The organism is Chryseobacterium gregarium DSM 19109, from assembly GCF_000430845.1.
Taxonomy (GTDB): Bacteria; Bacteroidota; Bacteroidia; order Flavobacteriales; family Weeksellaceae; genus Chryseobacterium; species Chryseobacterium gregarium.
Window position 1 is genome coordinate 58,259 of the sequence record NZ_AUMU01000017.1, and the last position, 22,984, is coordinate 81,242.

27 protein-coding genes are annotated in these 22,984 nt (G+C 39.2%); 14 read left to right on the forward strand and 13 right to left on the reverse strand.

The window, feature by feature from the left end; translation table 11 throughout:
- The first annotated feature begins 34 nt into the window (after positions 1 to 34).
- From H561_RS0117390 to H561_RS0117405, 4 genes are all read left to right on the forward strand, one after another.
- Positions 35 to 688, forward strand: coding sequence for a protein-L-isoaspartate(D-aspartate) O-methyltransferase (locus H561_RS0117390; protein ID WP_034762644.1), 654 nt, complete (start codon positions 35 to 37; stop codon positions 686 to 688).
- 107 nt (positions 689 to 795) lie between these two features.
- Complete coding sequence (locus H561_RS0117395) at positions 796 to 1,209, forward strand: endonuclease domain-containing protein (RefSeq protein ID WP_051349433.1); 414 nt, start codon at positions 796 to 798, stop codon at positions 1,207 to 1,209.
- Between the two features lie 294 nt (positions 1,210 to 1,503).
- A complete protein-coding gene (locus H561_RS0117400; protein WP_027388169.1) occupies positions 1,504 to 3,489 on the forward strand; it encodes a urocanate hydratase in 1,986 nt (661 codons plus the stop codon).
- A gap of 6 nt (positions 3,490 to 3,495) precedes the next feature.
- Positions 3,496 to 4,242 (forward strand): hypothetical protein, encoded by a 747-nt coding sequence (locus tag H561_RS0117405; RefSeq protein WP_027388170.1) that lies wholly within the window; start codon positions 3,496 to 3,498, stop codon positions 4,240 to 4,242.
- 206 nt (positions 4,243 to 4,448) lie between these two features.
- Here the strand turns inward: H561_RS0117405 and H561_RS22725 are convergent, their stop codons facing one another.
- The 4 genes from H561_RS22725 to H561_RS0117425 form a co-directional block, all read right to left on the reverse strand.
- Entirely contained in the window at positions 4,449 to 4,721 is a 273-nt protein-coding gene (locus tag H561_RS22725; protein WP_051349434.1) for a hypothetical protein, read from the reverse strand.
- 477 nt (positions 4,722 to 5,198) lie between these two features.
- Entirely contained in the window at positions 5,199 to 5,426 is a 228-nt protein-coding gene (locus tag H561_RS0117415; RefSeq protein ID WP_155845836.1) for a hypothetical protein, read from the reverse strand.
- A gap of 139 nt (positions 5,427 to 5,565) precedes the next feature.
- The gene (locus H561_RS0117420; RefSeq protein ID WP_155845837.1) at positions 5,566 to 6,255 is read right to left on the reverse strand and encodes a hypothetical protein; all 690 of its coding nucleotides are present in this window, start codon (positions 6,253 to 6,255) and stop codon (positions 5,566 to 5,568) included.
- Positions 6,256 to 6,378: 123 nt separating this feature from the next.
- Positions 6,379 to 6,759 carry a hypothetical protein gene (locus tag H561_RS0117425; RefSeq protein ID WP_155845838.1) on the reverse strand — a complete coding sequence of 127 codons (381 nt, stop codon included), beginning with the start codon at positions 6,757 to 6,759 and terminating at the stop codon, positions 6,379 to 6,381.
- A gap of 233 nt (positions 6,760 to 6,992) precedes the next feature.
- On the opposite strand from H561_RS0117425, the gene H561_RS23415 reads away from it, so the two are divergent.
- The 4 genes from H561_RS23415 to H561_RS0117445 all read left to right on the forward strand — a co-directional run bounded on the left by H561_RS23415 (position 6,993) and on the right by H561_RS0117445 (position 8,941).
- Positions 6,993 to 7,373, forward strand: coding sequence for a hypothetical protein (locus tag H561_RS23415; protein ID WP_027388174.1), 381 nt, complete (start codon positions 6,993 to 6,995; stop codon positions 7,371 to 7,373).
- A gap of 169 nt (positions 7,374 to 7,542) precedes the next feature.
- A complete protein-coding gene (locus H561_RS0117435) occupies positions 7,543 to 7,887 on the forward strand; it encodes a hypothetical protein (RefSeq protein ID WP_027388175.1) in 345 nt (114 codons plus the stop codon).
- A complete protein-coding gene (locus H561_RS0117440; protein ID WP_027388176.1) occupies positions 7,868 to 8,164 on the forward strand; it encodes a type II toxin-antitoxin system RelE/ParE family toxin in 297 nt (98 codons plus the stop codon). The genes H561_RS0117435 and H561_RS0117440 overlap by 20 nt, the downstream gene beginning before the upstream one ends.
- Positions 8,165 to 8,173: 9 nt before the next feature.
- Positions 8,174 to 8,941: a Rossmann-fold NAD(P)-binding domain-containing protein gene (locus tag H561_RS0117445; RefSeq protein ID WP_027388177.1), complete on the forward strand. Its 768-nt coding sequence runs from the start codon at positions 8,174 to 8,176 to the stop codon at positions 8,939 to 8,941.
- A gap of 184 nt (positions 8,942 to 9,125) precedes the next feature.
- On the opposite strand, the gene H561_RS0117450 is transcribed toward H561_RS0117445, so the two are convergent.
- The gene (locus tag H561_RS0117450) at positions 9,126 to 9,929 is read right to left on the reverse strand and encodes an EcsC family protein (RefSeq protein ID WP_027388178.1); all 804 of its coding nucleotides are present in this window, start codon (positions 9,927 to 9,929) and stop codon (positions 9,126 to 9,128) included.
- A gap of 506 nt (positions 9,930 to 10,435) precedes the next feature.
- Between H561_RS0117450 and H561_RS0117460 the strand changes: the two genes are divergently transcribed.
- The 4 genes from H561_RS0117460 (at position 10,436) to H561_RS0117475 (ending at position 12,998) form a co-directional block, all read left to right on the forward strand.
- Positions 10,436 to 10,891, forward strand: a complete 456-nt coding sequence (locus tag H561_RS0117460; protein ID WP_027388179.1) for an Hsp20/alpha crystallin family protein — start codon at positions 10,436 to 10,438, stop codon at positions 10,889 to 10,891.
- Positions 10,892 to 10,996: 105 nt separating this feature from the next.
- Entirely contained in the window at positions 10,997 to 11,665 is a 669-nt protein-coding gene (locus H561_RS24405) for a cation:proton antiporter domain-containing protein (protein WP_027388180.1), read from the forward strand.
- A gap of 5 nt (positions 11,666 to 11,670) precedes the next feature.
- A complete protein-coding gene (locus tag H561_RS24410; protein ID WP_262486247.1) occupies positions 11,671 to 12,150 on the forward strand; it encodes a cation:proton antiporter in 480 nt (159 codons plus the stop codon).
- Positions 12,151 to 12,398: 248 nt separating this feature from the next.
- Complete coding sequence (locus tag H561_RS0117475) at positions 12,399 to 12,998, forward strand: TonB-dependent receptor plug domain-containing protein (protein WP_162143032.1); 600 nt, start codon at positions 12,399 to 12,401, stop codon at positions 12,996 to 12,998.
- A gap of 280 nt (positions 12,999 to 13,278) precedes the next feature.
- Here H561_RS0117475 and H561_RS0117480 read toward each other — a convergent pair whose 3' ends face one another.
- The 7 genes from H561_RS0117480 to H561_RS0117515 all read right to left on the reverse strand — a co-directional run bounded on the left by H561_RS0117480 (position 13,279) and on the right by H561_RS0117515 (position 18,750).
- Entirely contained in the window at positions 13,279 to 13,779 is a 501-nt protein-coding gene (locus H561_RS0117480) for a hypothetical protein (protein WP_027388183.1), read from the reverse strand.
- 214 nt (positions 13,780 to 13,993) lie between these two features.
- Positions 13,994 to 14,959 (reverse strand): hypothetical protein, encoded by a 966-nt coding sequence (locus H561_RS0117490; protein ID WP_027388184.1) that lies wholly within the window; start codon positions 14,957 to 14,959, stop codon positions 13,994 to 13,996.
- 38 nt (positions 14,960 to 14,997) lie between these two features.
- Positions 14,998 to 15,315, reverse strand: coding sequence for a hypothetical protein (locus H561_RS24135; RefSeq protein ID WP_162143033.1), 318 nt, complete (start codon positions 15,313 to 15,315; stop codon positions 14,998 to 15,000).
- Positions 15,316 to 15,567: 252 nt separating this feature from the next.
- Positions 15,568 to 16,140 carry a DUF6705 family protein gene (locus H561_RS0117500; RefSeq protein ID WP_027388186.1) on the reverse strand — a complete coding sequence of 191 codons (573 nt, stop codon included), beginning with the start codon at positions 16,138 to 16,140 and terminating at the stop codon, positions 15,568 to 15,570.
- Positions 16,141 to 16,164: 24 nt separating this feature from the next.
- Positions 16,165 to 16,611, reverse strand: a complete 447-nt coding sequence (locus H561_RS0117505; RefSeq protein ID WP_027388187.1) for a hypothetical protein — start codon at positions 16,609 to 16,611, stop codon at positions 16,165 to 16,167.
- A 147-nt stretch (positions 16,612 to 16,758) separates the two neighbouring features.
- On the reverse strand, positions 16,759 to 17,343 hold the full coding sequence (locus H561_RS0117510; protein ID WP_027388188.1) for a DUF6705 family protein: 585 nt from the start codon (positions 17,341 to 17,343) through the stop codon (positions 16,759 to 16,761).
- 24 nt (positions 17,344 to 17,367) lie between these two features.
- Positions 17,368 to 18,750, reverse strand: a complete 1,383-nt coding sequence (locus H561_RS0117515; protein WP_155845839.1) for a hypothetical protein — start codon at positions 18,748 to 18,750, stop codon at positions 17,368 to 17,370.
- 467 nt (positions 18,751 to 19,217) lie between these two features.
- Here H561_RS0117515 and H561_RS0117520 point away from each other — a divergent pair, with 467 nt between their 5' ends.
- Together H561_RS0117520 and H561_RS0117525 are read left to right on the forward strand one after the other, a co-directional pair.
- Positions 19,218 to 20,846: an NADP-dependent glyceraldehyde-3-phosphate dehydrogenase gene (locus H561_RS0117520; RefSeq protein WP_027388190.1), complete on the forward strand. Its 1,629-nt coding sequence runs from the start codon at positions 19,218 to 19,220 to the stop codon at positions 20,844 to 20,846.
- A gap of 93 nt (positions 20,847 to 20,939) precedes the next feature.
- The gene (locus tag H561_RS0117525) at positions 20,940 to 21,932 is read left to right on the forward strand and encodes a WG repeat-containing protein (protein WP_081411687.1); all 993 of its coding nucleotides are present in this window, start codon (positions 20,940 to 20,942) and stop codon (positions 21,930 to 21,932) included.
- Between the two features lie 186 nt (positions 21,933 to 22,118).
- Here H561_RS0117525 and H561_RS0117530 read toward each other — a convergent pair whose 3' ends face one another.
- Positions 22,119 to 22,949, reverse strand: a complete 831-nt coding sequence (locus tag H561_RS0117530; protein ID WP_027388192.1) for an alpha/beta fold hydrolase — start codon at positions 22,947 to 22,949, stop codon at positions 22,119 to 22,121.
- Between the last annotated feature and the right edge of the window lie 35 nt (positions 22,950 to 22,984).

The following is a 22,984-nucleotide window of genomic DNA, read 5'->3' on the forward strand; positions in this document are numbered from 1 at the left end:
CAAACTGCTGCTGCAATCTAATACCAGTTATCCCATGACGAATGATTCGTTTGTACACAAAGGAAAAAGAAAAATTTTAGTTGACTATCTCCGGAACAGGATCGGCATTTCAGACGAAAATGTCCTGTCTGCCATGAACCAGGTTCCGAGGCACCTTTTTATTGAAAGTATTTTTGAGGATTTCGCGTATGAAGACCGTGCGTTCCCGATCCTGGCGCATCAGACGATCTCGCATCCTTCCACCGTGGCGGAACAGTCTGAACTTCTTCAGGTAAAAGAAGGCGAAAAAGTCCTTGAGATAGGCACCGGCTGCGGGTACCAGACGGCAGTTCTGCTGGCCATGAAAGCTTTGGTCTATACCGTGGAACGGCAGAAAGACCTGTTTGATTTTTCCAAGAAAAAACTGCGTGAAATGCTCCTGTATCCGAAGTTCCAGAGTTTCGGGGACGGTTTTGCCGGCCTTCCGACCTTTGCGCCTTTTGATAAAATCATCGTGACCTGCGGGGCTGCGGTTTTGCCCACCGAACTTTTAAAACAGTTAAAGGTAGGCGGAAAAATGGTGATTCCTTTGGGCCCGACCGATGAACAGGTGCTGTACCGCTTTACCAAAGTTTCCCCGACCGAGTTTGAAAAAGAGGAATTCGGAGCCTATAAATTTGTGCCGATGCTGGGGAATACGAATCAATAGCTGTTTATTCAGGCAGCAGTGACAGGAATTCCCCTCCTCCGGAGGGGTGTCGAAAATTGAAAATTTTTGACGGGGTGGTTTAGAAGCATCCCACAAAAAAACAATACATGGACGAAATTTCAACCCATATCCACGGAGTTCCCATCCGCAGGCATTTCGTGGAATCTTTGCCCTACAATCCGCATTTAAGAAAATTACTCAGCAGCAAACGCAAAGCCGGAATTCTCAGTGAAGTCCTGTTCTGGAAGCAGGTACGGGCAAAAACATTTCACCGGATCGATTTTGACAGGCAGAGAATTATAGGAAATTATATTGTCGATTTTTATGTAAAAACCTTAAGTCTGGTCATTGAAATCGACGGCTGGAGCCATGACCATAAAGAAGCTGATGATGAAGCCAGGCAGAAATATCTTGAATCTCTAGGATTGAAAGTATTCAGAGTAAGCGATTTTGATATTCGGAACAATATCCGCGTGGTGATGAAAGACCTGGAGGATTTTATTGTTGAACATTATAAATAGTAAACCTAATCTTCCAATAATATCCATATGGGAATTCCCCTCCTCCGGAGGGGTGGATTCGGCTTAAGGCCGGAGACGGGGTGGTTTAAAACACCAGATAAAAAGAGATTAATAAAAATATTATATTTCTTTTATGACCACCCCGTCAAAAATTCCTTCAGAATTTCCGCCACCCCTCCGGAGGAGGGGAATTGATGCATAGGGAATTTTTTATGTTTAGTTGCAGGGATTTTCTAATTTGAATATCTTTAAAACATCAAAAATTAGAACTAAACTGAACTTTTACATAGCCATATGACTTTCCAGGAACAGATACAGCAAGGCATCCCAAGCCAGTTACCACAGCCGAAACCTTACGAAACCCATATCAACCACGCGCCGAAGCGAAAAGAGATTTTAGGCGAGGAAGAGAAAAAATTAGCCCTAAAGAATGCTTTACGGTATTTTGAACCGCAGTTCCATGCGGAACTGCTGCCGGAATTCAGGGAAGAATTGGAAACATACGGCAGGATTTACATGTACCGGTTCCGTCCGGATTACGAAATGAAGGCAAGGCCGATTTCAGAATACCCGGGAAAATCCGAGCAGGCCAAAGCCATTATGCTGATGATCCAGAACAACCTGGATTATGCCGTGGCACAGCACCCGCACGAACTGATTACCTACGGCGGGAACGGTGCCGTGTTTTCCAACTGGGCCCAGTATCTCCTGACGATGAAGTACCTGTCTGAAATGACGGATGAACAGACCTTAACGATGTATTCCGGTCATCCGATGGGACTGTTCCCGTCCCACAAAGACGCACCGAGAGTGGTGGTGACCAATGGAATGGTGATCCCGAATTATTCAAAGCCGGATGACTGGGAGAAGTTCAATGCATTGGGTGTTTCGCAGTACGGGCAGATGACGGCGGGAAGCTATATGTACATCGGTCCTCAGGGCATTGTCCATGGGACAACGATTACCGTTCTCAATGCCTTCAGGAAAATCAATAAAGAACCGAAGGGCGGACTGTTTGTTACCTCCGGACTGGGCGGCATGAGTGGTGCACAGCCAAAAGCTGGGAATATCGCGGGTTGTGTTACGGTATGTGCGGAAGTGAATCCTAAAATTACCAGAATCCGCCATGAGCAGCAGTGGGTCAATGAAATCCATGAAAATCTGGATCAACTGGTAAACAGGGTCAGAAAAGCGCAGGATAACAGGGAAACGGTTTCGCTGGCCTATCTTGGAAATATTGTTGAGGTCTGGGAGAAATTCGATCAGGAGAATGTAAGGATCGATATCGGTTCAGACCAGACGTCGCTGCATAACCCGTGGGCGGGAGGCTATTATCCGGCCGGACAGAGTTTTGAGGAATCCAACACCATGATGGCGGAAAATCCTGAACTGTTCAAGGAGAAAGTCCAGGAGACATTGAGAAGGCACGCCGCAGCCATCAATAAGCATACGGAAAAAGGAACCTATTTCTTTGATTACGGAAATGCGTTCTTGCTGGAAGCATCAAGGGCCGGAGCAGATGTGATGTCTGACCATCCTACCCTGGGAAGAGAATTCAAGTTCCCGAGCTATGTTCAGGATATTATGGGGCCGATGTGCTTCGATTACGGTTTCGGGCCGTTCCGTTGGGTATGCACCAGCGGGACGCCGGAAGACTTGCAGAAAACCGATGAAATTGCCTGTCGGGTTTTAGAAGAAATGATTAAAAATTCCCCGGAAGAAATCCAGCAGCAGATGAAGGATAACATCCAATGGATCAAAGGGGCGCAGGAAAACAAACTGGTGGTCGGTTCACAGGCAAGGATTTTATATGCCGATGCCGAAGGAAGGATGAAGATTGCCGAAGCCTTTAACAGAGCCATCAGAAACGGCGAGATCGGGGCGGTAGTCCTGGGACGGGACCACCATGATGTTTCAGGAACGGATTCGCCGTACCGGGAGACGTCCAATATTTACGACGGTTCAAGGTTTACGGCTGATATGGCGATTCAAAATGTGATCGGCGACAGTTTCCGCGGGGCTACCTGGGTTTCCATCCACAACGGTGGCGGCGTAGGCTGGGGCGAGGTGATCAACGGCGGTTTCGGGATGCTGCTGGACGGAAGCGATGATGCCGAACGGAGATTAAAATCCATGCTGTTCTGGGACGTGAACAACGGAATCTCCAGACGAAGCTGGGCCCGGAATGAAGGCGCTGTCTTCGCGATTAAAAGAGCCATGGAAGCAGAACCGAACCTGAAAGTGACGCTTCCGAATTTTGTGGATGAGAATCTTTTTTAATTTATTATGAAAGTTAAAGGTATATGTAAGATATGTAAGGAAGAGAAGATGTTAAACTACGAACACTTCCCACCTCGATCTGCTTTTAATAAAAACACTCGATTTTATTCAATACCATCAGATGAATATTTTCAACATTTTACTGAATATTTAAACGGTAAAAAACCGAAAGGCAGAGTCAACCAAGGAGGTTTAGGTGATTATTGCTTATGTGAAGATTGTAATAATTTTTTAGGTTTGAAGTATGTAAAGGATTATGTAATTTTTGCAAAAATTTGTTATACTGTGATTAATACTTTGGAGAATTTTAAATCAATAGAGTTTAAAATAAAAAAAGAAGAAGTTAATCTTAAAAACTTTTTGAAACAGATTACTTCTATTTTTATTTGTAATAATGATTTTTGGTTTACCGAAGCTTATCCTGAATTATTAGAATTCGTTATTGATGAAAACTATATTGAGCTTCCGAATAAATACAGGTTCTACATGTATTTAAATAATGAAGGACAAATCAAAAACGGTAACTGGACATTTGATAATATAAATGGTGCTGTTTGTGAATTTACATTTCCACCGTTTGGCTTTGTATTAAATATTGAAAAGGAAAATCGTATTATGGAATTATCTGAAATTACAAGCTGTAAGAATTATGATGCTTTCCCAAATGAAGAAATTAAAATAATATTGAATAAATATCCTACGTATTCTCCTATTCCTCTTGATTTTAGAGATAAGGATACTTTCATGAAATAAATTAGATTCTTTGTAGTGAGAGTTTGATTAAAACTTTTTAAATATGGAAAAACCTGCCTTAAGGCAGGTTTATTTTTTATCATAGCGCAGATTTATAATCCGTGCCTTATTTTTTATGTTTGCTCAAGGATTGTAAATCTGCGAGATCGGGTGCAGATTTTTAATCGATGCGTCGTTAATTCTTTTTACAGATCCACTTCCGGATCTTAGTTTTCACTATCGGGCTCATCTTTAATGATCTCAAAAGGCCAGGTAAAATGGCTTGATGCGAAAGGGGCTCCGTTTCTCGGGGTGATTATTTTTACTTTTATCCTGAATTTTGTTCCCGCCGGAAAGTTGGTGGATAAAACCTTGGAACATTGTACAAACATGGTTTCTACATAAGGGTCCTGACCGGGAAGCGGCTGTATGCGAACCGGGCCGTATTTGTCTTTTTCATTAATCAAAACGCTTTGCACTATAATATAATCAAACTCCATTTTATCGTATTTTTTTATTAGAATCTCTCTTAATATTTTAGAATATGTTGGCTTGAATAACGGTTCCCAAATGTATAAAACTGGCCTGATAATGAACTCCGTATTTATACGTAAATTATTATTAATTGTGGTACGTGGATTTATAATCCATGCCTTGATTTTCCTGGTAAAACTCTTTAGGTATAAAAAAACCTGCTGTGAGGCAGGTTTATATTTTATGATCGCGCAGATTTATAATCCGTGCTTTATTTTCTGTGTTTGCTCATGCATTGCAAATCTGCGAGATCGAGTTCTAGAAGAATAATATCAATTTGGTTTATCAAAGAATGAGCTGCTAAAGACAGTCGTATTGTATTAGCCTAATTCCTGAAAAATATCGTTACCTACTTTTCTAAATTGGCATTAATACTATTTTTTCAAAGAATCAATCCTGAAGCTTTGCGCGCTGTTGTAGCTTATCTCTGTAAAATTTGAAGATTATATAATAAGATTGGTGTTTTCTTTCCAATCCACATTTATTTTGTTTTGCGCAACGAAGGTTTTACCCATGTTCAGAAGATCTGCATACATAGTTTCAAAACTGGCACTATATTTTTGTTTAATAGAATGGGCTAAGGCATCTTTTTTTGTCTGATCCGCCTTACTGTCGCAAAGCTCCGCATAATTTGTATATTCATTTTTATAGACAGGAATTACAAAACTCATAGAGTGCCACAGGCTTTTCCTTAATAGCCTTTCTGTCATCAGAATTTGCATTCAGTGTTTGATATCATTGAGGGACTTTTCCATATACAGGGAAGTCTTTATTATATAATAATGCTCAGCTTTCCGTTGCGGTTGCCCCCTAATATGTAAGGACATACTCTACAGTATTGGTTGTCAGGTCCTTGAGATGATATGAATGGTTTGTTTGTTTTTCCAATAAATACGTCCTTTCAGAATTATTAATATTTGTGTCCATGTAAAATTCTAACTTATTCCAGCTTTTATAGTAATATGGGTTGGATGAATGGATCGTGTAAGAAAACTTGTTTTTATCGTAGACGCATCTTACTTCATTTCCATCATTAGTACATTTTACACTTACTTCTTTATTTGAGTGTACATCTTTAATTATTGACAACCTTGTAAACTCAATATATGTTTTTGTAAGTGTTTTTTTTGTGTCAAAAATATCATCTTTACTGATATTTTGATTTCGAATATAGGTACTGTTTTTTTTCTTCGTTTTATATGAAATGGTATTTTCATTAATGTAGGTATAAAAAGCTAAACCATCTGTATATATATCTTTTGTAATTTTTTTTATTGATTTGAATTTAGGTTTCACGGAAGACTCGACCTGGTAAAAGTTAGCCACTTTATTTTTTGAAATCTCAAAAAACATCGGTTGCATAATTCCGGAGTTCTTTGATTCTAGTGAACCATCTAAAATTGAATTTCTAAGCTCTTCGTTTAACCAGACACCCTCTATATGCTGCGAAAAGAAAAAACCGGACCATAAACAACAAAATAACACACTTGTTTTTCTCATATTCTTCTATTTATTTAATTTCCTGAACAAAATTAACTTTGTCCTGAACATTTGACTTTCAATCCGCCTAATGCTTTTTATTGGGTTTAAAAATTTGGAATCCTGGTTACAAGAAGTAATCATTTATTCAAGAACCGCTCTCAAAATATTATTGCGGGAATCCTGAATCGGTTTACCATTGATCCGGGCAGTAGAAACACGACAGATTTCAATCTCCTTATGATTCCTACCGTCAATCGCCGTTTCCCTAAGATTCCTAAAATCATAGATCTTATACCCTTTTCCCTTATAATCAATTGTTATGGTATCCTTAAGCTGTAGACTTTCATCGATAAAATAATTGATATGTCCGGTTCCAGTTTCTTTATTTTTAGGGAGTACCTCTTTATTTCCAAGTCTGAAAATAACACTGTTTTCCTGCAGGCCTTTAGAATAGAGATTAATCCAGAATCCTTTTTTACCTGCAACAAAAACTTCACAAGGATCATCTTCGTCATTTTTCACCGCTGTTTTTTTACAGGAAAATAAAAGCATTAAAATGATCAGAGATGCTATTCTATTCAACTTTAATATAACCATGATAATTATTTATGAAATGTTCTATTGGGATAGCCTTTCTCAGAAAAGTTCTATGGCCATCCAAAATTAAACTGTGAAATCTAAGATATAAAATATTTCGGCTTCTATGTTGATATTTTGTTTTTGGAAATGATCATGGGCCATAGGGTGAAAATGGAATGAATGAAATATCAGGATTAAACAACCTTAGCAAAGTCAAGAATATTTTAATAACAGGAAATCCAGGCTTTAAACATTATCTGCTGTCTCTTACGGCAGCATTTGCCGAAATGAAATCTAAGCATGAAAATTTTGAGGTGATCTTTGCAGGCCAGGCAGAAGCCAATGCCGGGCTCCGGCAGATGACCAGCGCAAGCGCCATCCGCAAAGATCTTGAAAAGCACCTGAAATCTTACTTCAGTTTATTAACCGCCATGAAAGAAGTTGACAGATGGCAGTTGTTATACAGCGATACCAATGAACTGGTAAAAGCCGCGAAAAATTCTGCTCAGCAGAAAGACGGCCGCGAAACAGAAACCGGATCATCCGGAAATGCCTGACCATCCGGTAAAAAGTATCTCAACACCGTTGCTTATTTCTTTCTCCCGCAGGTTTTCCTGCGGGAGATTGCAGTTAAAGGAAATCTAAAACAGACTTTTAAATGATGATACCTGATATAATATATTTCCTATATTTGTCTCACAAACCGATACTTAAAAGCATAAGATAATGATAGCGGAAATAGAAAAATACATCGAGATCCGGAACAATATAGATGAGATCCTGAAAAATTCGCCTTTCAAAATGTCGTATATCATTGAGAAATCCGGAATTAAGAAACCCACATTCTTCAAGAAGCTGAAAGAAAAGAGATTTACGCCGGAAGAGCTTCTGGTGATTTCCAAAACCATAGAAGTGAAACCGTGGCGCAATGAAACCAGGGAAGAGATTTTAGAATCTTTGAAACGTTCGGAAGAAGATTTTAAGAACGGAAGATTTCACGATTACAGGGAAGTAATGGAAGCAGCAAGATTACGTTTGGAAAAGTACAGAAATGAAAATAAACTTCTCTGATGAATCGCTCACCGATTTAAGAAATATTGAGGAATATCTTCTTAAGAATTGGAATGATAAAGTTTTTGATGACTTCCTGAAAAAACTGGATGAAATTGTCAGAATAATTGCTGAAGGAAATGTTGTTTTCCAAAAATACGAGAATACAGATTACCATAAAGTACTCATCACAAAACACAACACGCTGATCTATATTGTGGAAGATCATGCTTTAAAAATCATGCGTATCCTCCAGAACTTTCAGGATCCGGACGAAAATTACAACGCTTTGAAATAAAAATAGAATATGAAAAAAATAGGAATCATCGGCTGCGGCTGGCTCGGAAACCATATCGCAGAACGGCTTGCTGGCCGGTACGAAATTTTTGCAACCACCACGACACCCTCTAAAATGGGTGAGCTGGAATCTAAAGGCTATCGCGCTGCTTTGGCAAGCTTTCCTGATGAAGCGGATTCAGGAACAGAACCATGGGACGCTGCACCGGATCTGGATGCCATTATTATTAGTGTACCGTTTTCCGGGATCAGGGGAGCACAGGTTCCGATGACGGGAAGGCGGGAAAACCTGCTGAAATTCATCGGGGATTACAGGGGGCAGATTTTTCTGATGAGCTCTACCGGAGTCTATCCCCAGGCCGAAAAGGAGTTTATGGAAGACGATCAGCCGGCTGCGGAGGTAGAGAGTGAACGTTTTATCCTGGAAAAATTCCCCCAGGCCAATATCCTGAGACTGGCCGGATTAATGGGCGGTGACCGGCTTTTGAAGAATTACAACATTTCCGGACTGGATCAGCTGGTGAACCATATCCATTATGCGGATATCAGTTCGGTGATTGAGAAAATGCTGGAAAACCGGTCGCAATCCAAAGTATACAATGTGGTGGCTCCTGTGCATCCCAACAAAGAGGAGGTGATCAACGCGCAGAAAGACCTGCCGTATTCGGGGGAACGTAGCGATAAAGGCAGAACCATATCGCCGGCAAAATTAATGGCAGAGCTGGATTTTGAATTCCGGTATCCGGATCCGCGGTATTTCCACCTGGTGAATGCTTAAATAATAAAACCTGCCGTTGGGCAGGTTTATTTTTTTTTTACCGTGTCGGAGACTGTTTAATTGATTTCAAAAATAATTCTACAAAGTCCTTCGATTTTTATGGGTATTTAATCTGCCGGACCTGAAAGAGCTAACATGATGTATTTCAACAGGCACTTCCGTTTTATTTTTACCGGCAAGTGAATCAGATTATTGATCTCTTATTTGCCGCCATTTTTTCATACTCCGACCGGATGAGTTCTTTACCGTAGATTTTTTCCAGGCGTCTTATGGTAAAATGCCCTTTGGCCATATCCTGGAAATGATTGATGAAAATGGTATTGACGATGGCTCCGCCCGCCGCACCGATGGCAGGAATGGCCTGGGCGGCCACCTTTTCCGTGACCTGGATATTAAACCTTGAAGCAATTTTAATGACCAGTTTCACCAGCTGGGGCGCACTTTTATCCGCCACCGCATTTTTTGTGATAAACTCAGCCGCAGTGCCCACCGATTTTGACAATGCCGCCCGGACGGTAAAATAACCGCTTTCGGTGGCATCATCCGACTGGCTTTTACCGCCTAAGGCAAAAACTTCAAGACAGGCCAGTTTCGTCACCGGGTCATTGATGGATTCGCCTTCGCTGCGTGCAATGTCAATAATGGAGCGGAGCATAATGGTGGTGGAAAGGGGAAGTTCAATAGCCAGCGCCGGAAGGCCGAAAAACCCGCCGATGGCACCGGATGAAGCCACGCCTATTTTGTGCCATAAGTTTGACGCTTTGGAATTCGGTGACTCCTTCATGGTCAGCACCGCGGCATCAGCGGCTTTCAGCAAAGCGGTTTTTGTAATTTCGCCTATTTTCCCGTTCCAGCTGGCCGGGAGGCGTTCCAGCCCTTTCTCAATAGGGGAGCCGATAAGGTTTGTTATTTTGGCGGCTATTCCGGGGTTTTCCAGAATCTGCATGGCCGTGAATAATTCCTGGTGATGATCTGCGGAGATGTTCATGATCTGATGATTGAATTGGTAATAGTATTGATTAATAATGTAATGTGGATCTTAACTGTTTATATTGCGAACCGCCAGTCCGGATAAAATTCCGAAAGAATTTTATATTGGGAACATTGTTCCGGATATCCGGATAGGTTCTCAATCCGTTTTCCCCTGTATGGCGGAAAACATCTGAACGGACGTATGGAGTTCTAAAATGCACGGCAGGTCAACAGTATAATTGTAAGCTTAAAAATACGGAACATTTTTAAACAATGGGCTACCACTTTTATATTTCATTCGTTCCCTGTTGCTGCTCCTATTTTCAGCCTTGGAATATTTTTTAAAAAGAATGTGATATCTGAAGTAATCTCCTGTCAGTTAAATACATCATGTCATATCTGAGGTGACAGTTTTTCATTCTAAGTGACAGATTTTCACGCTTCGGTGGCTGGCATATCATTTGAAAATATTCAGATGTGTTCATTAAAATTAATGTTTAACCTTTTAAAAATCGTTTTGTTATGTCAATCGTAAAAAGAAACAGCGGCAGCATGCTCCCTGCCAGTCCACGTGCACTGTTCGATGACTTTTTCAGCCGCGAACTTTTTAACTGGGGCAATACTGATTTTTCTTCCACGTTAACCACCGTTCCTTCGGTGAACATCCGGGAAAACGAGGAGAACTTTGAAGTGGAAGTGGCCGCACCGGGAATGGAGAAAAAAGATTTCCGGATCACCCTTGAAGGCAACCTTCTGACCATTTCATCTTCCCGAAAGAATGAAACGGAGGAAACCAAAGACCGCTATACCCGTAAGGAATTCAGCTACCAGTCTTTCCGGCGAAGTTTCGAGCTGGCCAAGGACGTGGTGGATGAAGAGCATATTGAAGCGAAATATGACAACGGCGTTCTGAAGCTCACCATCCCTAAAACGGAGAAAGCGAAGAAGCAGGCACCCCGCCTGATCGAAATTCAATAATACAATGACTTTACCGCAATTGGTTTTCCTCAGGAAAACCAATTGCTGTTTCCTGATGTTTATTTAATCTCAAATTTATTTTAAAGATCAAATAACCCGTATTGTATGGATACATTGCTTTTATCGGTGTCTGTTCTGTGCCTTACCACGACCGGACTGATTTTCCTGCTGAAAAAGTTCCGACAGCCTTACCTTATTGCCTATATCATCGCCGGGATTTTATTAGGCCGGTATGTCCTGAAAGTATTTACTGAAATCCACCAGATCGAAGCAATCGGTGAAATGGGGATCCTGCTGCTGATGTTTTTCCTCGGGATGGAAATCAATATCCCGAACCACCACAGCCTGATCATAAAGCCGCTGATTGCCCAGGGAATCAAGATCCTGCTCAGCCTCGGCTTTGCCTTCCTGATCGGGCATTTCATCGGCCTTGAATTCAGGAGTATGATCCTCGTGGCCATATTGTTTACTTTTAACAGTACGGCAGTCGTGAGTGAATTCCTTAAAAAGCACAATACCCTGCATACCGCTTTCGGGGTTACGATTCTCAATATCCTGATTGTCCAGGACCTGTTCCTCGCGCCCGTCCTAACGCTGCTCAAAGCCTGGAGTGGGGAAGAGGCCCGGTTATGGAACATGGCTTTGCCGGTTTTGTTCAGTGTGGCGGTCTTCCTGCTGTTCAATAAAATAAGGAATGCCCAGGAGATCAGGATGCCGAAGTTTTTGCCAGTATTGAAAACGACCATGACCTGCAGGTATTTACCGGACTGCTGATCTGCCTGGGATTCGGGCTGCTCGCTGAGTTCATCGGGCTGAGCAGCGCACTGGGAAGCTTTGTAGCGGGAGTGATGGTGGGAAGGCTGAAGATGCTGAACTGGCTGGAACATTCGCTGGTTCCGTTCAAGGTTTTTTTCATCACGCTGTTTTTCGTATCGGTAGGGCTGAGGCTGGACCTTGCGTATTTTTATCAGCATTATGAAATCATCCTTCTCGGGACCCTGTTTGTTTTGATCAGCAACAGCCTGATGTCTGCCATTGTTTTCAGGGTACTGCGGTACGGCTGGAAAGACAGTTGGTACGGAGGTGCCCTGCTTTCGCAAACCGGGGAATTTGGGATCCTGGCTTTAGCCATTGCTTATAAAACCGGGATTATTCCTTACGACCTGTACAAAGCCGGGTTGTGCATCACCTGTCTTTCTCTGCTGCTGTCGACGGTATGGATTACGGTTTTTAAATCGGTAACGGATAAGCGGTATTAAGGGCGTCTTCTTTAAGCTAAGATGATTGCTTTAATCCAATATTTTGAACGGTTAAAGTTGATTTTTGAAGCTTATTGAGTTAAAAATAATTTTCCGAAGATGATGCTGAGTGCATAGATTAGATGAATAAACCTGTTGAATCTGAAAATCAGTTTTACAGTTTTCCGAAGAAATGCATAAAGTCTTTTTGTCCTTTTCCAACCTTTTCATTAAATCAGGCATCTATACTGTTAAAGATAAGTTCTACTATGAAAATAACGATACCTCAATCCTGTCACGAGAACTGGGATACGATGACACCGGATGAACAAGGAAGATTCTGTTCCGTATGCTCAAAAACGGTCAGGGATTTTACAGCGGCTTCCGATGAAGACATTGCCACCGCTTTTTCCGGGATTTCCGAAACGGCATGCGGACAATTCAAGGCCTCCCAGCTTAACCGTGATCTGCAGTATTCGCATATCAATTCCCTTTTTGCTAAGTTTGCCGTAGGATTTGTGCTGACGGCTGGAGGATTTGTTTCCGTACAGGCCCAGCAGCATGAACCGCAAAAGAATGAAGTAAAGCCACCGGAAATTAAAGGAAGAGTAACGCCCGGATTAATAAGGAAAGATACGGCTGATCACCGGAATATTATTCTAGGCGGCATCCACAGGGAGAGCCTAGACAAATACCGGCCTTTATACGTCATCAATGGCAAAGTGAGCACGGAAAGTGATTTCAAAGCCCTTGACACGAAATCTGTTAAAGAGTTACAGGTACTCAAAGGGGCTTCTGCGACTGCTCTCTATGGCGAAAAAGCTGAGAACGGAGTGATCCTAGTCACGGTAAAACGAAAGAGAAAATAATAATGATTAAAAGATAATTTATTGAAAAAGTATACTGCACAGCATTATGGAAAACAGTTTGTCCTGCTTACGGAAGCTCGCGAAGAAATTGGAAGAATAGTGTAAATATAAGCAGTTAATTACATAGACTGGGATGGGGATTTAAGCTGTGGGCCTTTAAAATTTTCGTATGCTCGTTCGGAAGCATACAAATGATAAAATCTGGTGTGCAGCAGTTTTAGACCCCGTGAACAATCATACGAAGCAGATTCAGATGGATCTGGTCCTGTTTGCTTATCTGTTACCTGTTCACCAGTATTTTTTCGACAGCATCAAGAATTTCTTTTTCTATTGTATCCTCATCGAGCGTTTCAAGCGTATAAGTCTGGGGTTTCATGGCTGCCGTTCCGCTGCCGTTCTGGAAAATGGTGTCCAGATGAATACCGATTCTCTTTAAATTTTTGTCTGCCGTAAACATCATGTGCGGAAACTTGTCGTTCGCATAGAAATTAGAATTTACATTCCTTGAAATCTGAAGCCTGATATGGCATTGGGAATGGATGCCTGATCCGCTTTTCTGCTCTTCACTGAAGGTAATTTTACATCCAAACCCGTTTTCTCTCAGCATTCTCCTGAATTCCTGCATTTTCGGATCTATAAAATTTTTGCACAGGTTTTTAAAACCTTCAATAAACAGGTCCTCTTCGCTTTTCTTCTTTTCCAGGCTTTCTTTCAGCTTTTCTTCTTCTGTTTTCAGATTTGAAAACAGGGTATTCAGCTTATTGATATTTTCTTCCTTCATGCGTATGGTATCTGGCTTTCAATAATCTGTTGTGTCTTGTTAAAGCCCAACGGTTACTGTTTTTCAAATATAAAGAAAATTAAAAAAATGAATTTGATGGTAATATTGTAATCTATGGTTGAAATATGTGTTTTCAGAATTGCATAGGGATTGGAAGTCCGCGACATATACGGTAATAGATAAATTTAATGTGCTTTATAAAAGAGATTATGTATTATTTATTGTTTTCAGAAATCTCTTTCCAAAGTTTTACCAGATCTTCTGCATATCTTCCCATTATTGGGATTGCCTTTCCATCCTTTATTTTATAATATTTTTCGGGAAATTTATAATTATTTAATTGAACAATTTGTTCTTCACTTTGTTTATTTGGTAAATCAAAACTGACTGATTTTTCAAAATCAATATTTACAGGTATGAACTGATCAGATGTGTAAAAATGTTCCATATAAGTATCAATCGGAGCAGCCCATCTACCGTCAACTGTTTTATAGACAGGGAAAAAATAATCTTTAATTAAATCACCACAGTATTCTCCAACAAAAATCAATATATTATCATAGTTTCTAAAATCATATTCATACCGGCTGTTATGATCATATGCCGTAAAAAAGATCGATGAATTTGGGTAATGATCGGAAAACTCCTGGTCAATTTTATACTCAGCTTTATATTCACTACTTAACGACAGACCACAGTATTTAGATTGATCCACATACGTAATATCTATTTTTTTTCCTACAAAAGCATATCGTTTTAATGGAATTTTTTGGTCACATTTTTTATACAAAACACAAGGTGCAGGTGATAAAATGACTTTTATATTATCTTTAATGATATCTGCAACTTTATATTTTTGAGTCGTATAACGTGGTTTATAAAAGTATAATGTATCAGTAAGCTTTGCGGTTATCGTATAATTTCCATCAGGGAAATCTGGTGATGTACTATATTTTTTTACCAATTCTTCGTACTTATTCCAGTTCTCACTTTTGAATTTTTCATCTTCAAATGCTCTATCTCTAAATTTTCTTACCGTATCATTAACAACAATTCCGATAATATTGTTGATTTTTAAAGAATCCAGAGCAATACCACGGATAGTCACTGTTTGACATTTATAAAATACAGTTGTCAATAGAATTAGAATTGAAAGAATCTTAATAAATAATCTTTTCATATTTCATCATTTGTAAAGGCTTCTTTAAAGGATTTTCATTACTGTTTAGTGAAAATTAAATACTTGGTTTCCAGAGGATAGATCGTTGTGTCCAGAGTTGGCGGACATTTAGCTGCTGTTGTTGTAATACCATTTGGTTTATATTCCCATGAGAGTTGTAATGAATTCAATTTTTTTAAATTAATTTCGCCAAATCCAACATTACAGTTAGTTCCATTATATATTAACTCATCTCTATTACTATTTTCCGTTACCCATAGACTATAAATTGTATATTTAAGATTATCTGTTGGTAATATCATATCTTGCGTATTCTGTAGAACCATTCCAGAAGAATCCTTTACAATATATTTCACCTTTAAAACATCTCGATAAATTTGTTTCCCTCTAGTGTTAAAAAGTTTATCATTTTCTTTTGTAATGTATAAAATAATTTCATTTCCATTATAATTTGCAGTGTAGATTCCAACAAAAGATTGAAGTTCATTATTCGTATCTTTTAAATGAGATAAATTTGATATAGTAGAAACAGAAGTTTGTAAAGGGTAAATTTGTTGCGCTTTACCAAAAAACGCAACAGATCCCTATACATATCATTAAACTCTTCATTACTGTTTCGTGAAAATTAAACCCTCGGTTTCCGGAAGATAGATTGTTGTGTCCAAAGTTGGAGGACATTTAGCTGCTGTTGTTGTAATATCATCTGGGCGGTATTCCCATGAAATTTGATTGGCATTAAGTTTTTTCAAATAAATATCTCCCCAGCCAACATTACAATTTGTACCAGTATAAATAAAATCTACTCTATTTTGAGCAGGAGTTGTTCCAATGCTATATAATTCAATATTTGGATAATTATTGTTTTTAGTATCTTGCAAAACTGTACCTGTAGAATTTTTTACAATGTATTTTATTACTAAAGCATCCATATAGTAATTTTTCTGCCCAGTTTTTTCTAATTTTTGTTCTTGTTTATTTATATAGAGCGTGATTTCATTTCCATTAAAATTGGTTTTATAAATTCCAATATAGGGTAAAAGGTCATTATTCAGATCTTTTAAATATGAATTTTGCGGAACTTCTTCATAATCTGCGTTTAATGGATACACTTGCTGAGCTTTGCAAGAAATAAAGTTTGTAAGTAAAATGAAAATTACTATTCTTAGGTATGTTGTTCTCATATTATATTTATTATTAATTAATATTTATGGGCAAGGATTTGCATTAATCGTTCCGTTACTATTTTCAGTAATATTTTTTATAACTCCATTACTCTCTATACGCTGCAAATTTACTTTTCCATTTATTCCAATGTTTTTTAAAGTATCAAAAAATAATTTTTCTAAGCCAATATTATTTAAAATAGCACCATTGTTATTTGAATATAGTGGATCTTTTAATAACTTATTAACTTTTTTTCGATAATCAATTAAAAACTGTGTCATCTGTGCAGGGGTAAAATTATAGCTTCCCCCTGTTCCCAAATCTGAAGCCGCACCTGTATACTGAATCACATAATGTATATACTGGACATTATTCGGACAGGTACTGCACCATTCTGCGGCAATCATTCCAAAATAAGCATCTTCAACATTGTTCTGTGCCGCGGCAAAACCGAATAGGGTCTCGGTAATATCCAGTGGTGAAAACATATGGGTTCCGGTAATCCATTTTGTAGTGCATTTCCAACCATAGTATTAAAATACATAACATCTGCCGGAGAAAATATTTTAAAGCCTGTTCTGGGTTATTCATTATTTGTATTTTAAAATAAACCACCAAATTTTGGTGGTTTTAGTTTATTGTTTAGTGAAAATTAAATCCTTGGTTTCCGGAAGATAGATTGTTGTGTCCAAAGTTGGAGGACATTTAGCCGCTGTTGTTGTAATATCTTCGGGACGGTATTCCCATGAAATTTGATTGGCATTAAGTTTTTTCAAGTAAATATCTCCCCAGCCAGCATTACAATTTGTACCAGTATAATTTAATACTACTTTATTTCCATTTTCAATAGCCCATAAGCTGAATATTGTATTTAATTTATCAGATTGAAATGGTATATTTTGAGTGGTTTGAAGAACATTATTAGAAGAATCTTTTATTGTATACCTTACATAAAGAATATCCATATAGATTTGTTTATTTCCATAATCAAAAAACTTATCATTTTCCTTTGTAATATAAAGTGTAATATGGTTTCCATTGTAAGTTGAAATATATGTGCCGGTATATGGTTGAAGTTCATTATTAATATCTTTTATATGAGCCATATTTGGTACATTATCTACGGACGTTAATAACGGATAAGTTTGTTGTGCGTTGCAGGAAATTAAATTTATTATTAATACTAATATTATTAATATTCTTGATTCTAATTTATTCATATTTATTTTGTTTATGTTAAATGATTAAGGACAAGGTGCTCCGACAGGCATTCCATTATTATCTAAAGTTAAAGTATTAATAGCACCATTCATCTGTATGCGTTGTAAATTTATTTTTCCGGCTAAATTCATACTATTTAGTGTCTCAAAAAATAATTTTTCCAAACCTTTTTCATTCAGATCTCCTGCAGAATTTTTTATATATTTTGTTCCATTTAGTGAAGTATTAGACAATTCTGCTACTTTTCTACGGTACTTATTTTCAAACTGTGTCATCTGTGCAGAGGTAAAATTATAGCTTCCCCCTGTTCCCAAATCTGAAGCCGCACCTGTATATTGAATCACATAATGTATATACTGGACATTATTCGGACAGGTACTGCACCATTCTGCGGCAATCATTCCAAAATAGGCATCTTCAACATTGTTCTGTGCCGCGGCAAAACCGAATAGGGTCTCGGTAATATCTGGTGGTGAAAACATATGGGTTCCGGTAGCCGTATGGTTATGATAGCCGCCGTAGCCATCCGTAACGTCATTGTATACTACTTTATGATTTGAGTTTACATCAGCAAGAACTATGGTCCCGTCTTTTTTCTCTTTAAAACCTATTTCTCCGGCATATATATTACCCAGAGTACTTAAAGCCTGCGCTTTTATACTGTTTATTCCCTGCTGTATGTTGGGTTTTGCAAGCATTGCTTTTGTTTTATCGCAGGGATTCTGGTTTTGTCTGGGATTAAATCCGCCTCCGCCATGTAAAACCGGGCCTCCGCTCATTCCTCCTCCAAGTCCTCCCGCTCCTCCTGAACTTCCGTAATCAGCATAGGGGTTATAGAAAACATATGATGGTCCCGGAATAGATTGATAGATTGTGATTACCACTTCCTCAATATCCATCTCATGCATAGGCTCTCTTCCCTTTGAAAGTTGATTGGCATTATAGGCTCTCTGAAATTTGGAGAGAATACTCTGTACTTCCGGAAAATCATTTTTCAGGACACTGAAATTCACCCAGTCTCTTTCTGCATTGATCATCCCGAGTAATGCAGCCTGTACAACCCCATCTTTCATAATAGGATAAACAATTCCTTTATTTGTATCACCATAGGTAAAACTTCTCAGATCGAAGTATACATCTCCTGCCTGGTCATGAAATTTTTTGGAATAATCAGGATGCTTATCCATAAATGTCATGATAACGTTCATAAATGGTTCGTGGTAGCTTACATAGTCTGAGGAATTTTTTCCTGTGAGGCTTCCGGAATAAATAGTATTTTCAAATCTGTTGAAAGCTTTAATTCTCTCTCTGCCAGTCTGGTATTCTTCCTTCATAACTTCATCAGTTCTGCAGGAATGTAGAGAAAAGGCTATGGCTGTTATCAGCAAAAACCTAATCATTTTCATGGTCATAAATTTGTTTTTAAGTTGTTAAATATAATATTTTATTTAATCACAAAAAAGTGATATTTTGATAATGTTTATTGCATAGATAATACTCAAGAAAATAATAAACTATATTAATTTGTCTCCATTATTTTTTTTGAGGATTAAAGTTATTTTCATCGTGCTAAAATACAAAAAAACAATTAATAATTGTTTTTTTAATGATGTTCAAAATGAATTTATATTAAACTATAATATAACTATCCAGTGAATGTATTGATATATATGCTTTATTTCATATTCTACATCCTTTGAACTTACCAATAAGAATGTTTAAATAATTCGGTTGAATGCCCCATATTAATTCTCGTTCAAAACTCCATACATAGAGCAAATCTATTAAACTGCTCTTTTTAAAATCAAATTTTACGGCTACCTTTATTGTATTCAAATATCAATTTACCATTATTAAAAAAATAAAAAGACTTATGAGTTCAGAAAACACGACTTCATTTCATAACCTGTTCAAACCTGAAAACGAAATCCCTGAAGAATATAAAGTACCTGAAATCCATCAGCGCGTCTATCTCCTTAACGGAGAGCTGGTAGGCTGGAGCGGCGAGGTGACGGAAATTTATTCGCCGGTCTGTATCCGTACGGAAAACGGACTGGAAAGAAAGCTGTTGGGAAGCATTCCGAACATCGGCCCGAAAGAGGCAATGGAGGTTCTGGAGGCTTCGGTAAAAGCCTATAACAACGGGCTGGGCGAGTGGCCCACCATGTCCGTGGAAGGGCGTATTAAATGTATGCAGAAGTTCGTCTACCTGATGATCAAAGAACGTGACCTCATCATTAAACTGCTGATGTGGGAGATCGGGAAAACGCTGGCTGATTCGACCAAGGAATTCGACAGGACGGTAGATTACATCAACCAGACGATTGATGCCTTAAAAGACCTGGACAGGGAATCGTCAAGATTTCAGCAGGCCGAAGGGACGATTGCCCAGATCAGAAGGGCACCACTTGGCGTGGTGCTGAGCATGGGACCGTTCAATTATCCCTTAAATGAAATTTTCACGACGCTGATCCCGGCACTGATCATGGGGAATACCATCCTGTTTAAGCTTCCCAAACATGGCGTTTTAGCACATTACCCATTGTTAAAGGCGTTTAAAGAAGCCTTCCCGAAAGGAACCGTCAATACTTTATACGGAAAAGGAGCCGAGATCATCACCCCGATCATGGAAAGCGGGAAAGTAAACGTGCTGGCCTTTATCGGTTCCAGTAAAGTGGCCAACGGGCTGAAAAAACTGCATCCGAAAGTCAACCGTTTACGGGCGATCCTTAGCCTGGATGCAAAAAATGCAGCCATCGTGACCAAACATGCGAATCTGGATGTGGCAGTAAGCGAATGTATTTTAGGAGCCTTATCGTTTAACGGGCAGAGATGTACGGCGCTTAAGCTGATCTTCGTTCAGAAAGAGGTGGCGGAAGAATTTACCCGGAAACTGACCGCTGCCGTTTCAGCCATGAAGGCCGGCCTGCCGTGGGAAAAAGACGTCAAGATCACCCCGCTTCCGGAAGTGAACAAACCGCCTTACCTGAAAGAATGTATTGACGATGCACTGGCGAAAGGCGCAAAAGTCCTGAATGAAAACGGCGGGCTGACGGAGGAATCCTTTGTTTTTCCTGCCGTGGTATATCCGGTCAGCAGCGATATGAAACTGTATCATGAAGAACAGTTCGGTCCCGTTATTCCGGTCGTTCCTTTTGAAAATATTGAAGAGCCGATCGATTATCAGGTGAATGCTTCCCACGGGATGCAGGTAAGTATTTTCAGTGAAGATCCGATGGAGGTTTCTCAACTGATTGATCCTTTTGTCAATCTGGTAAGCCGTGTGAACATCAATTGCCAGGCGCAACGGGGCCCTGACGTTTTCCCGTTCACCGGAAGAAAAGACAGTGCGGAAGGTACGCTTTCCGTTTTTGACGCGCTCCGTTCCTTCTCCATCCGTTCCCTGGTAGCGGCAAAAATTACGGATTCCAATAAAACCCTGTTGAATACGATCGTCAGGGACCACGATTCAAATTTCCTAAGTACCGATTATATTTTTTAATCTGAAAATTTTTAATAAAAACCGGAACCTGCTGTAAGGCAGGTTTTTTTTGTGTACCTTTTTTAAATAGGTTACTTTTATAAAAAATATCCCATGATGAAATTTTGTTTTGCTTATCTGATTATCTTAATCCATTGTTCTCTCACTGCACAGAATTTAATTCCTTTTAATGACAACGGCAAGTACGGGCTCTGCGATGTTGAAGGGAAAATTATATTAGACCCAATTTATGCCGACACCAATTTCTTTTCGGCAAAAACCAATGGCTATTCTGTTAAAAAAGACGGGAAATACGGTTTATTGAATAAAGACCTGAAGACAGTCATTCCTTTTGTTTCTATTGAACCCATTACCGGAAATGACAATGGGTATGTTGTTTATTTCTCGGAAAATGAACTGCATTATTATTCTAAAACTTATCAATTGGTAAAAAAGAGAACGCTGGAACAGGCTCCTGATTCTTACGGTCCCGTAACGGCAGATTATTCTGCAGATACGCCGGATCATTTCACCAATGAGAAAGTCCTGGAACTGTTTAAAAAGAAATATCCTAAAAAAGGAAAATACAATGTGGTGTCCGCCAACAATACCTATTACAGCATTTGTTCAGAAAATGAAAACGGAAAATGTGTTTCTTTAGCGGTGTTCCTTCCCAAAACATCTGTTTTTTTAATCAATAATGAACAGAAAGAGTATCAGAGTGTCACCTGGAATCCCGGAACATCAATGTATTATATTTTAGTGAAGAGCGGAACAAAAGAATACATAATCGACCAGAATGAAAAGACGGTCTTTCCGGCAAAAGAATATGACAGGCTCTATGTTCTGAAAAATTATATCGGGTATAAGGATAAAAATTCAGCTTCTAAAAAAAGCGTCACGCATTATTTCATCATCAGTTCAGGCGTAACTATCGAAAATAGATTTTCTTCTTTCGATCCTGTAAAAAGCCTGCTTATCAACGGGAAAAACTTTGATATCTTCAGAGCCAAAATCAATAATTATGATCTTCATCAATCACAGGATGTTTATATCGGAGAAAACGGGAAGCCGTATTTTAAAGCAGATTTTACGTTTGATAATTAATTACAGTGATCTTTATTGTTAATAGAAGGAGATTTTCAGGAGTGGAAGTTCTTACAGGGTATCAATAATGTTGCAGACCGCTAAAAATTTAAGACAATAAAATACAGCGGAAAAATAATTCATCACAATAAAAACGGTAAGCATCTTGATGCTTACCGTTTTATCGTTTATATATTAAACAGAAAGTTATATTTCAGTTAAGAACCTGCTGATAATGCTGTTCAGGTCGTCTGCATGGGTAATATTCAGTCCGTGCGGGGCCCCTTCGATAATTTTGAATTCATTGTTGGCAATTCCCTGGGCAGCCTGTTTACCGGCGGTTTCAATAGGAACTACCTTATCATCGTCACCGTGTACAATCAGGGTTCTTACATTCACATTGCCGAGTTCAGGACGGAAATCCGTATTCGCCCAGCTTTCCGCACATTTGATGGTGGCAATCGGGTTGGCGCATGAAGCGATGGACCAGTCGTAATCGAGCTGTTTCTGGCTTACTGACTTTGAAAGCAGTCCGTAGTTGTAAAAATCTTTGTGGAATGATTCCAGGAAGGTAACGCGGTCGGTCTTTAAACTTTCCATAATCGTATCCAGCTTCTCCTGCGGAACACCATCCGGGTTGTCTTCTTTCTGTTTTACCACCGGGATAATGGAAGAAATCAGGGCTACTTTGTCTACGTTTTCAGAACCGTAGTTCGTCAGGTAACGGACCACTTCGCCGCCGCCCATGGAAAATCCGAAAAGGATTACATTTTTCAGCTCCAGCTGAGAGATAAGGTCATGGAGATCCTGTGTAAGGCTGTCATAATCGTATCCGTCTGCCGTAGGGGATGATTTTCCGAAACCTCTTCTGTCGTACGAAATGACACGGTATCCTAAATTTAACAGTACGGGAATCTGCATTTCCCAGGATTTCCCGCTTAACGGCCATCCGTGGATCAGAATAATAGGTTGTCCGGATCCGAAATCCTCATAATAAAGCTCTACGTTCTGGTTGTTGCTTTTTGTGATGTAAGGCATATTAATATTTTTTGATGTCAGTCAGCAAACACAAA

Excerpts from the sequence above, each read along its gene's own strand:
- H561_RS0117505 (WP_027388187.1), bottom strand. The coding sequence starts at position 16,611 with ATGTTTTCACCACTGGATATTACCGAGACCCTATTCGGTTTTGCCGCG.
- H561_RS0117510 (WP_027388188.1), bottom strand. The coding sequence starts at position 17,343 with ATGAATAAATTAGAATCAAGAATATTAATAATATTAGTATTAATAATA.
- H561_RS0117525 (WP_081411687.1), top strand. The coding sequence starts at position 20,940 with ATGATGAAATTTTGTTTTGCTTATCTGATTATCTTAATCCATTGTTCT.
- H561_RS0117405 (WP_027388170.1), top strand. The coding sequence starts at position 3,496 with ATGAAAGTTAAAGGTATATGTAAGATATGTAAGGAAGAGAAGATGTTA.
- H561_RS0117395 (WP_051349433.1), top strand. The coding sequence starts at position 796 with ATGGACGAAATTTCAACCCATATCCACGGAGTTCCCATCCGCAGGCAT.
- H561_RS0117390 (WP_034762644.1), top strand. The coding sequence starts at position 35 with ATGACGAATGATTCGTTTGTACACAAAGGAAAAAGAAAAATTTTAGTT.
- H561_RS24405 (WP_027388180.1), top strand. The coding sequence starts at position 10,997 with ATGGATACATTGCTTTTATCGGTGTCTGTTCTGTGCCTTACCACGACC.
- H561_RS0117490 (WP_027388184.1), bottom strand. The coding sequence starts at position 14,959 with ATGAAAAGATTATTTATTAAGATTCTTTCAATTCTAATTCTATTGACA.
- H561_RS0117400 (WP_027388169.1), top strand. The coding sequence starts at position 1,504 with ATGACTTTCCAGGAACAGATACAGCAAGGCATCCCAAGCCAGTTACCA.
- H561_RS0117520 (WP_027388190.1), top strand. The coding sequence starts at position 19,218 with ATGAGTTCAGAAAACACGACTTCATTTCATAACCTGTTCAAACCTGAA.
- H561_RS23415 (WP_027388174.1), top strand. The coding sequence starts at position 6,993 with ATGAATGAAATATCAGGATTAAACAACCTTAGCAAAGTCAAGAATATT.
- H561_RS0117420 (WP_155845837.1), bottom strand. The coding sequence starts at position 6,255 with ATGAGAAAAACAAGTGTGTTATTTTGTTGTTTATGGTCCGGTTTTTTC.
- H561_RS22725 (WP_051349434.1), bottom strand. The coding sequence starts at position 4,721 with ATGGAGTTTGATTATATTATAGTGCAAAGCGTTTTGATTAATGAAAAA.
- H561_RS0117460 (WP_027388179.1), top strand. The coding sequence starts at position 10,436 with ATGTCAATCGTAAAAAGAAACAGCGGCAGCATGCTCCCTGCCAGTCCA.
- H561_RS0117500 (WP_027388186.1), bottom strand. The coding sequence starts at position 16,140 with ATGAGAACAACATACCTAAGAATAGTAATTTTCATTTTACTTACAAAC.
- H561_RS0117440 (WP_027388176.1), top strand. The coding sequence starts at position 7,868 with ATGAAAATAAACTTCTCTGATGAATCGCTCACCGATTTAAGAAATATT.
- H561_RS0117450 (WP_027388178.1), bottom strand. The coding sequence starts at position 9,929 with ATGAACATCTCCGCAGATCATCACCAGGAATTATTCACGGCCATGCAG.
- H561_RS0117445 (WP_027388177.1), top strand. The coding sequence starts at position 8,174 with ATGAAAAAAATAGGAATCATCGGCTGCGGCTGGCTCGGAAACCATATC.
- H561_RS0117530 (WP_027388192.1), bottom strand. The coding sequence starts at position 22,949 with ATGCCTTACATCACAAAAAGCAACAACCAGAACGTAGAGCTTTATTAT.
- H561_RS0117480 (WP_027388183.1), bottom strand. The coding sequence starts at position 13,779 with ATGAAGGAAGAAAATATCAATAAGCTGAATACCCTGTTTTCAAATCTG.
- H561_RS0117435 (WP_027388175.1), top strand. The coding sequence starts at position 7,543 with ATGATAGCGGAAATAGAAAAATACATCGAGATCCGGAACAATATAGAT.
- H561_RS0117415 (WP_155845836.1), bottom strand. The coding sequence starts at position 5,426 with ATGAGTTTTGTAATTCCTGTCTATAAAAATGAATATACAAATTATGCG.
- H561_RS0117515 (WP_155845839.1), bottom strand. The coding sequence starts at position 18,750 with ATGAAAATGATTAGGTTTTTGCTGATAACAGCCATAGCCTTTTCTCTA.
- H561_RS0117475 (WP_162143032.1), top strand. The coding sequence starts at position 12,399 with ATGAAAATAACGATACCTCAATCCTGTCACGAGAACTGGGATACGATG.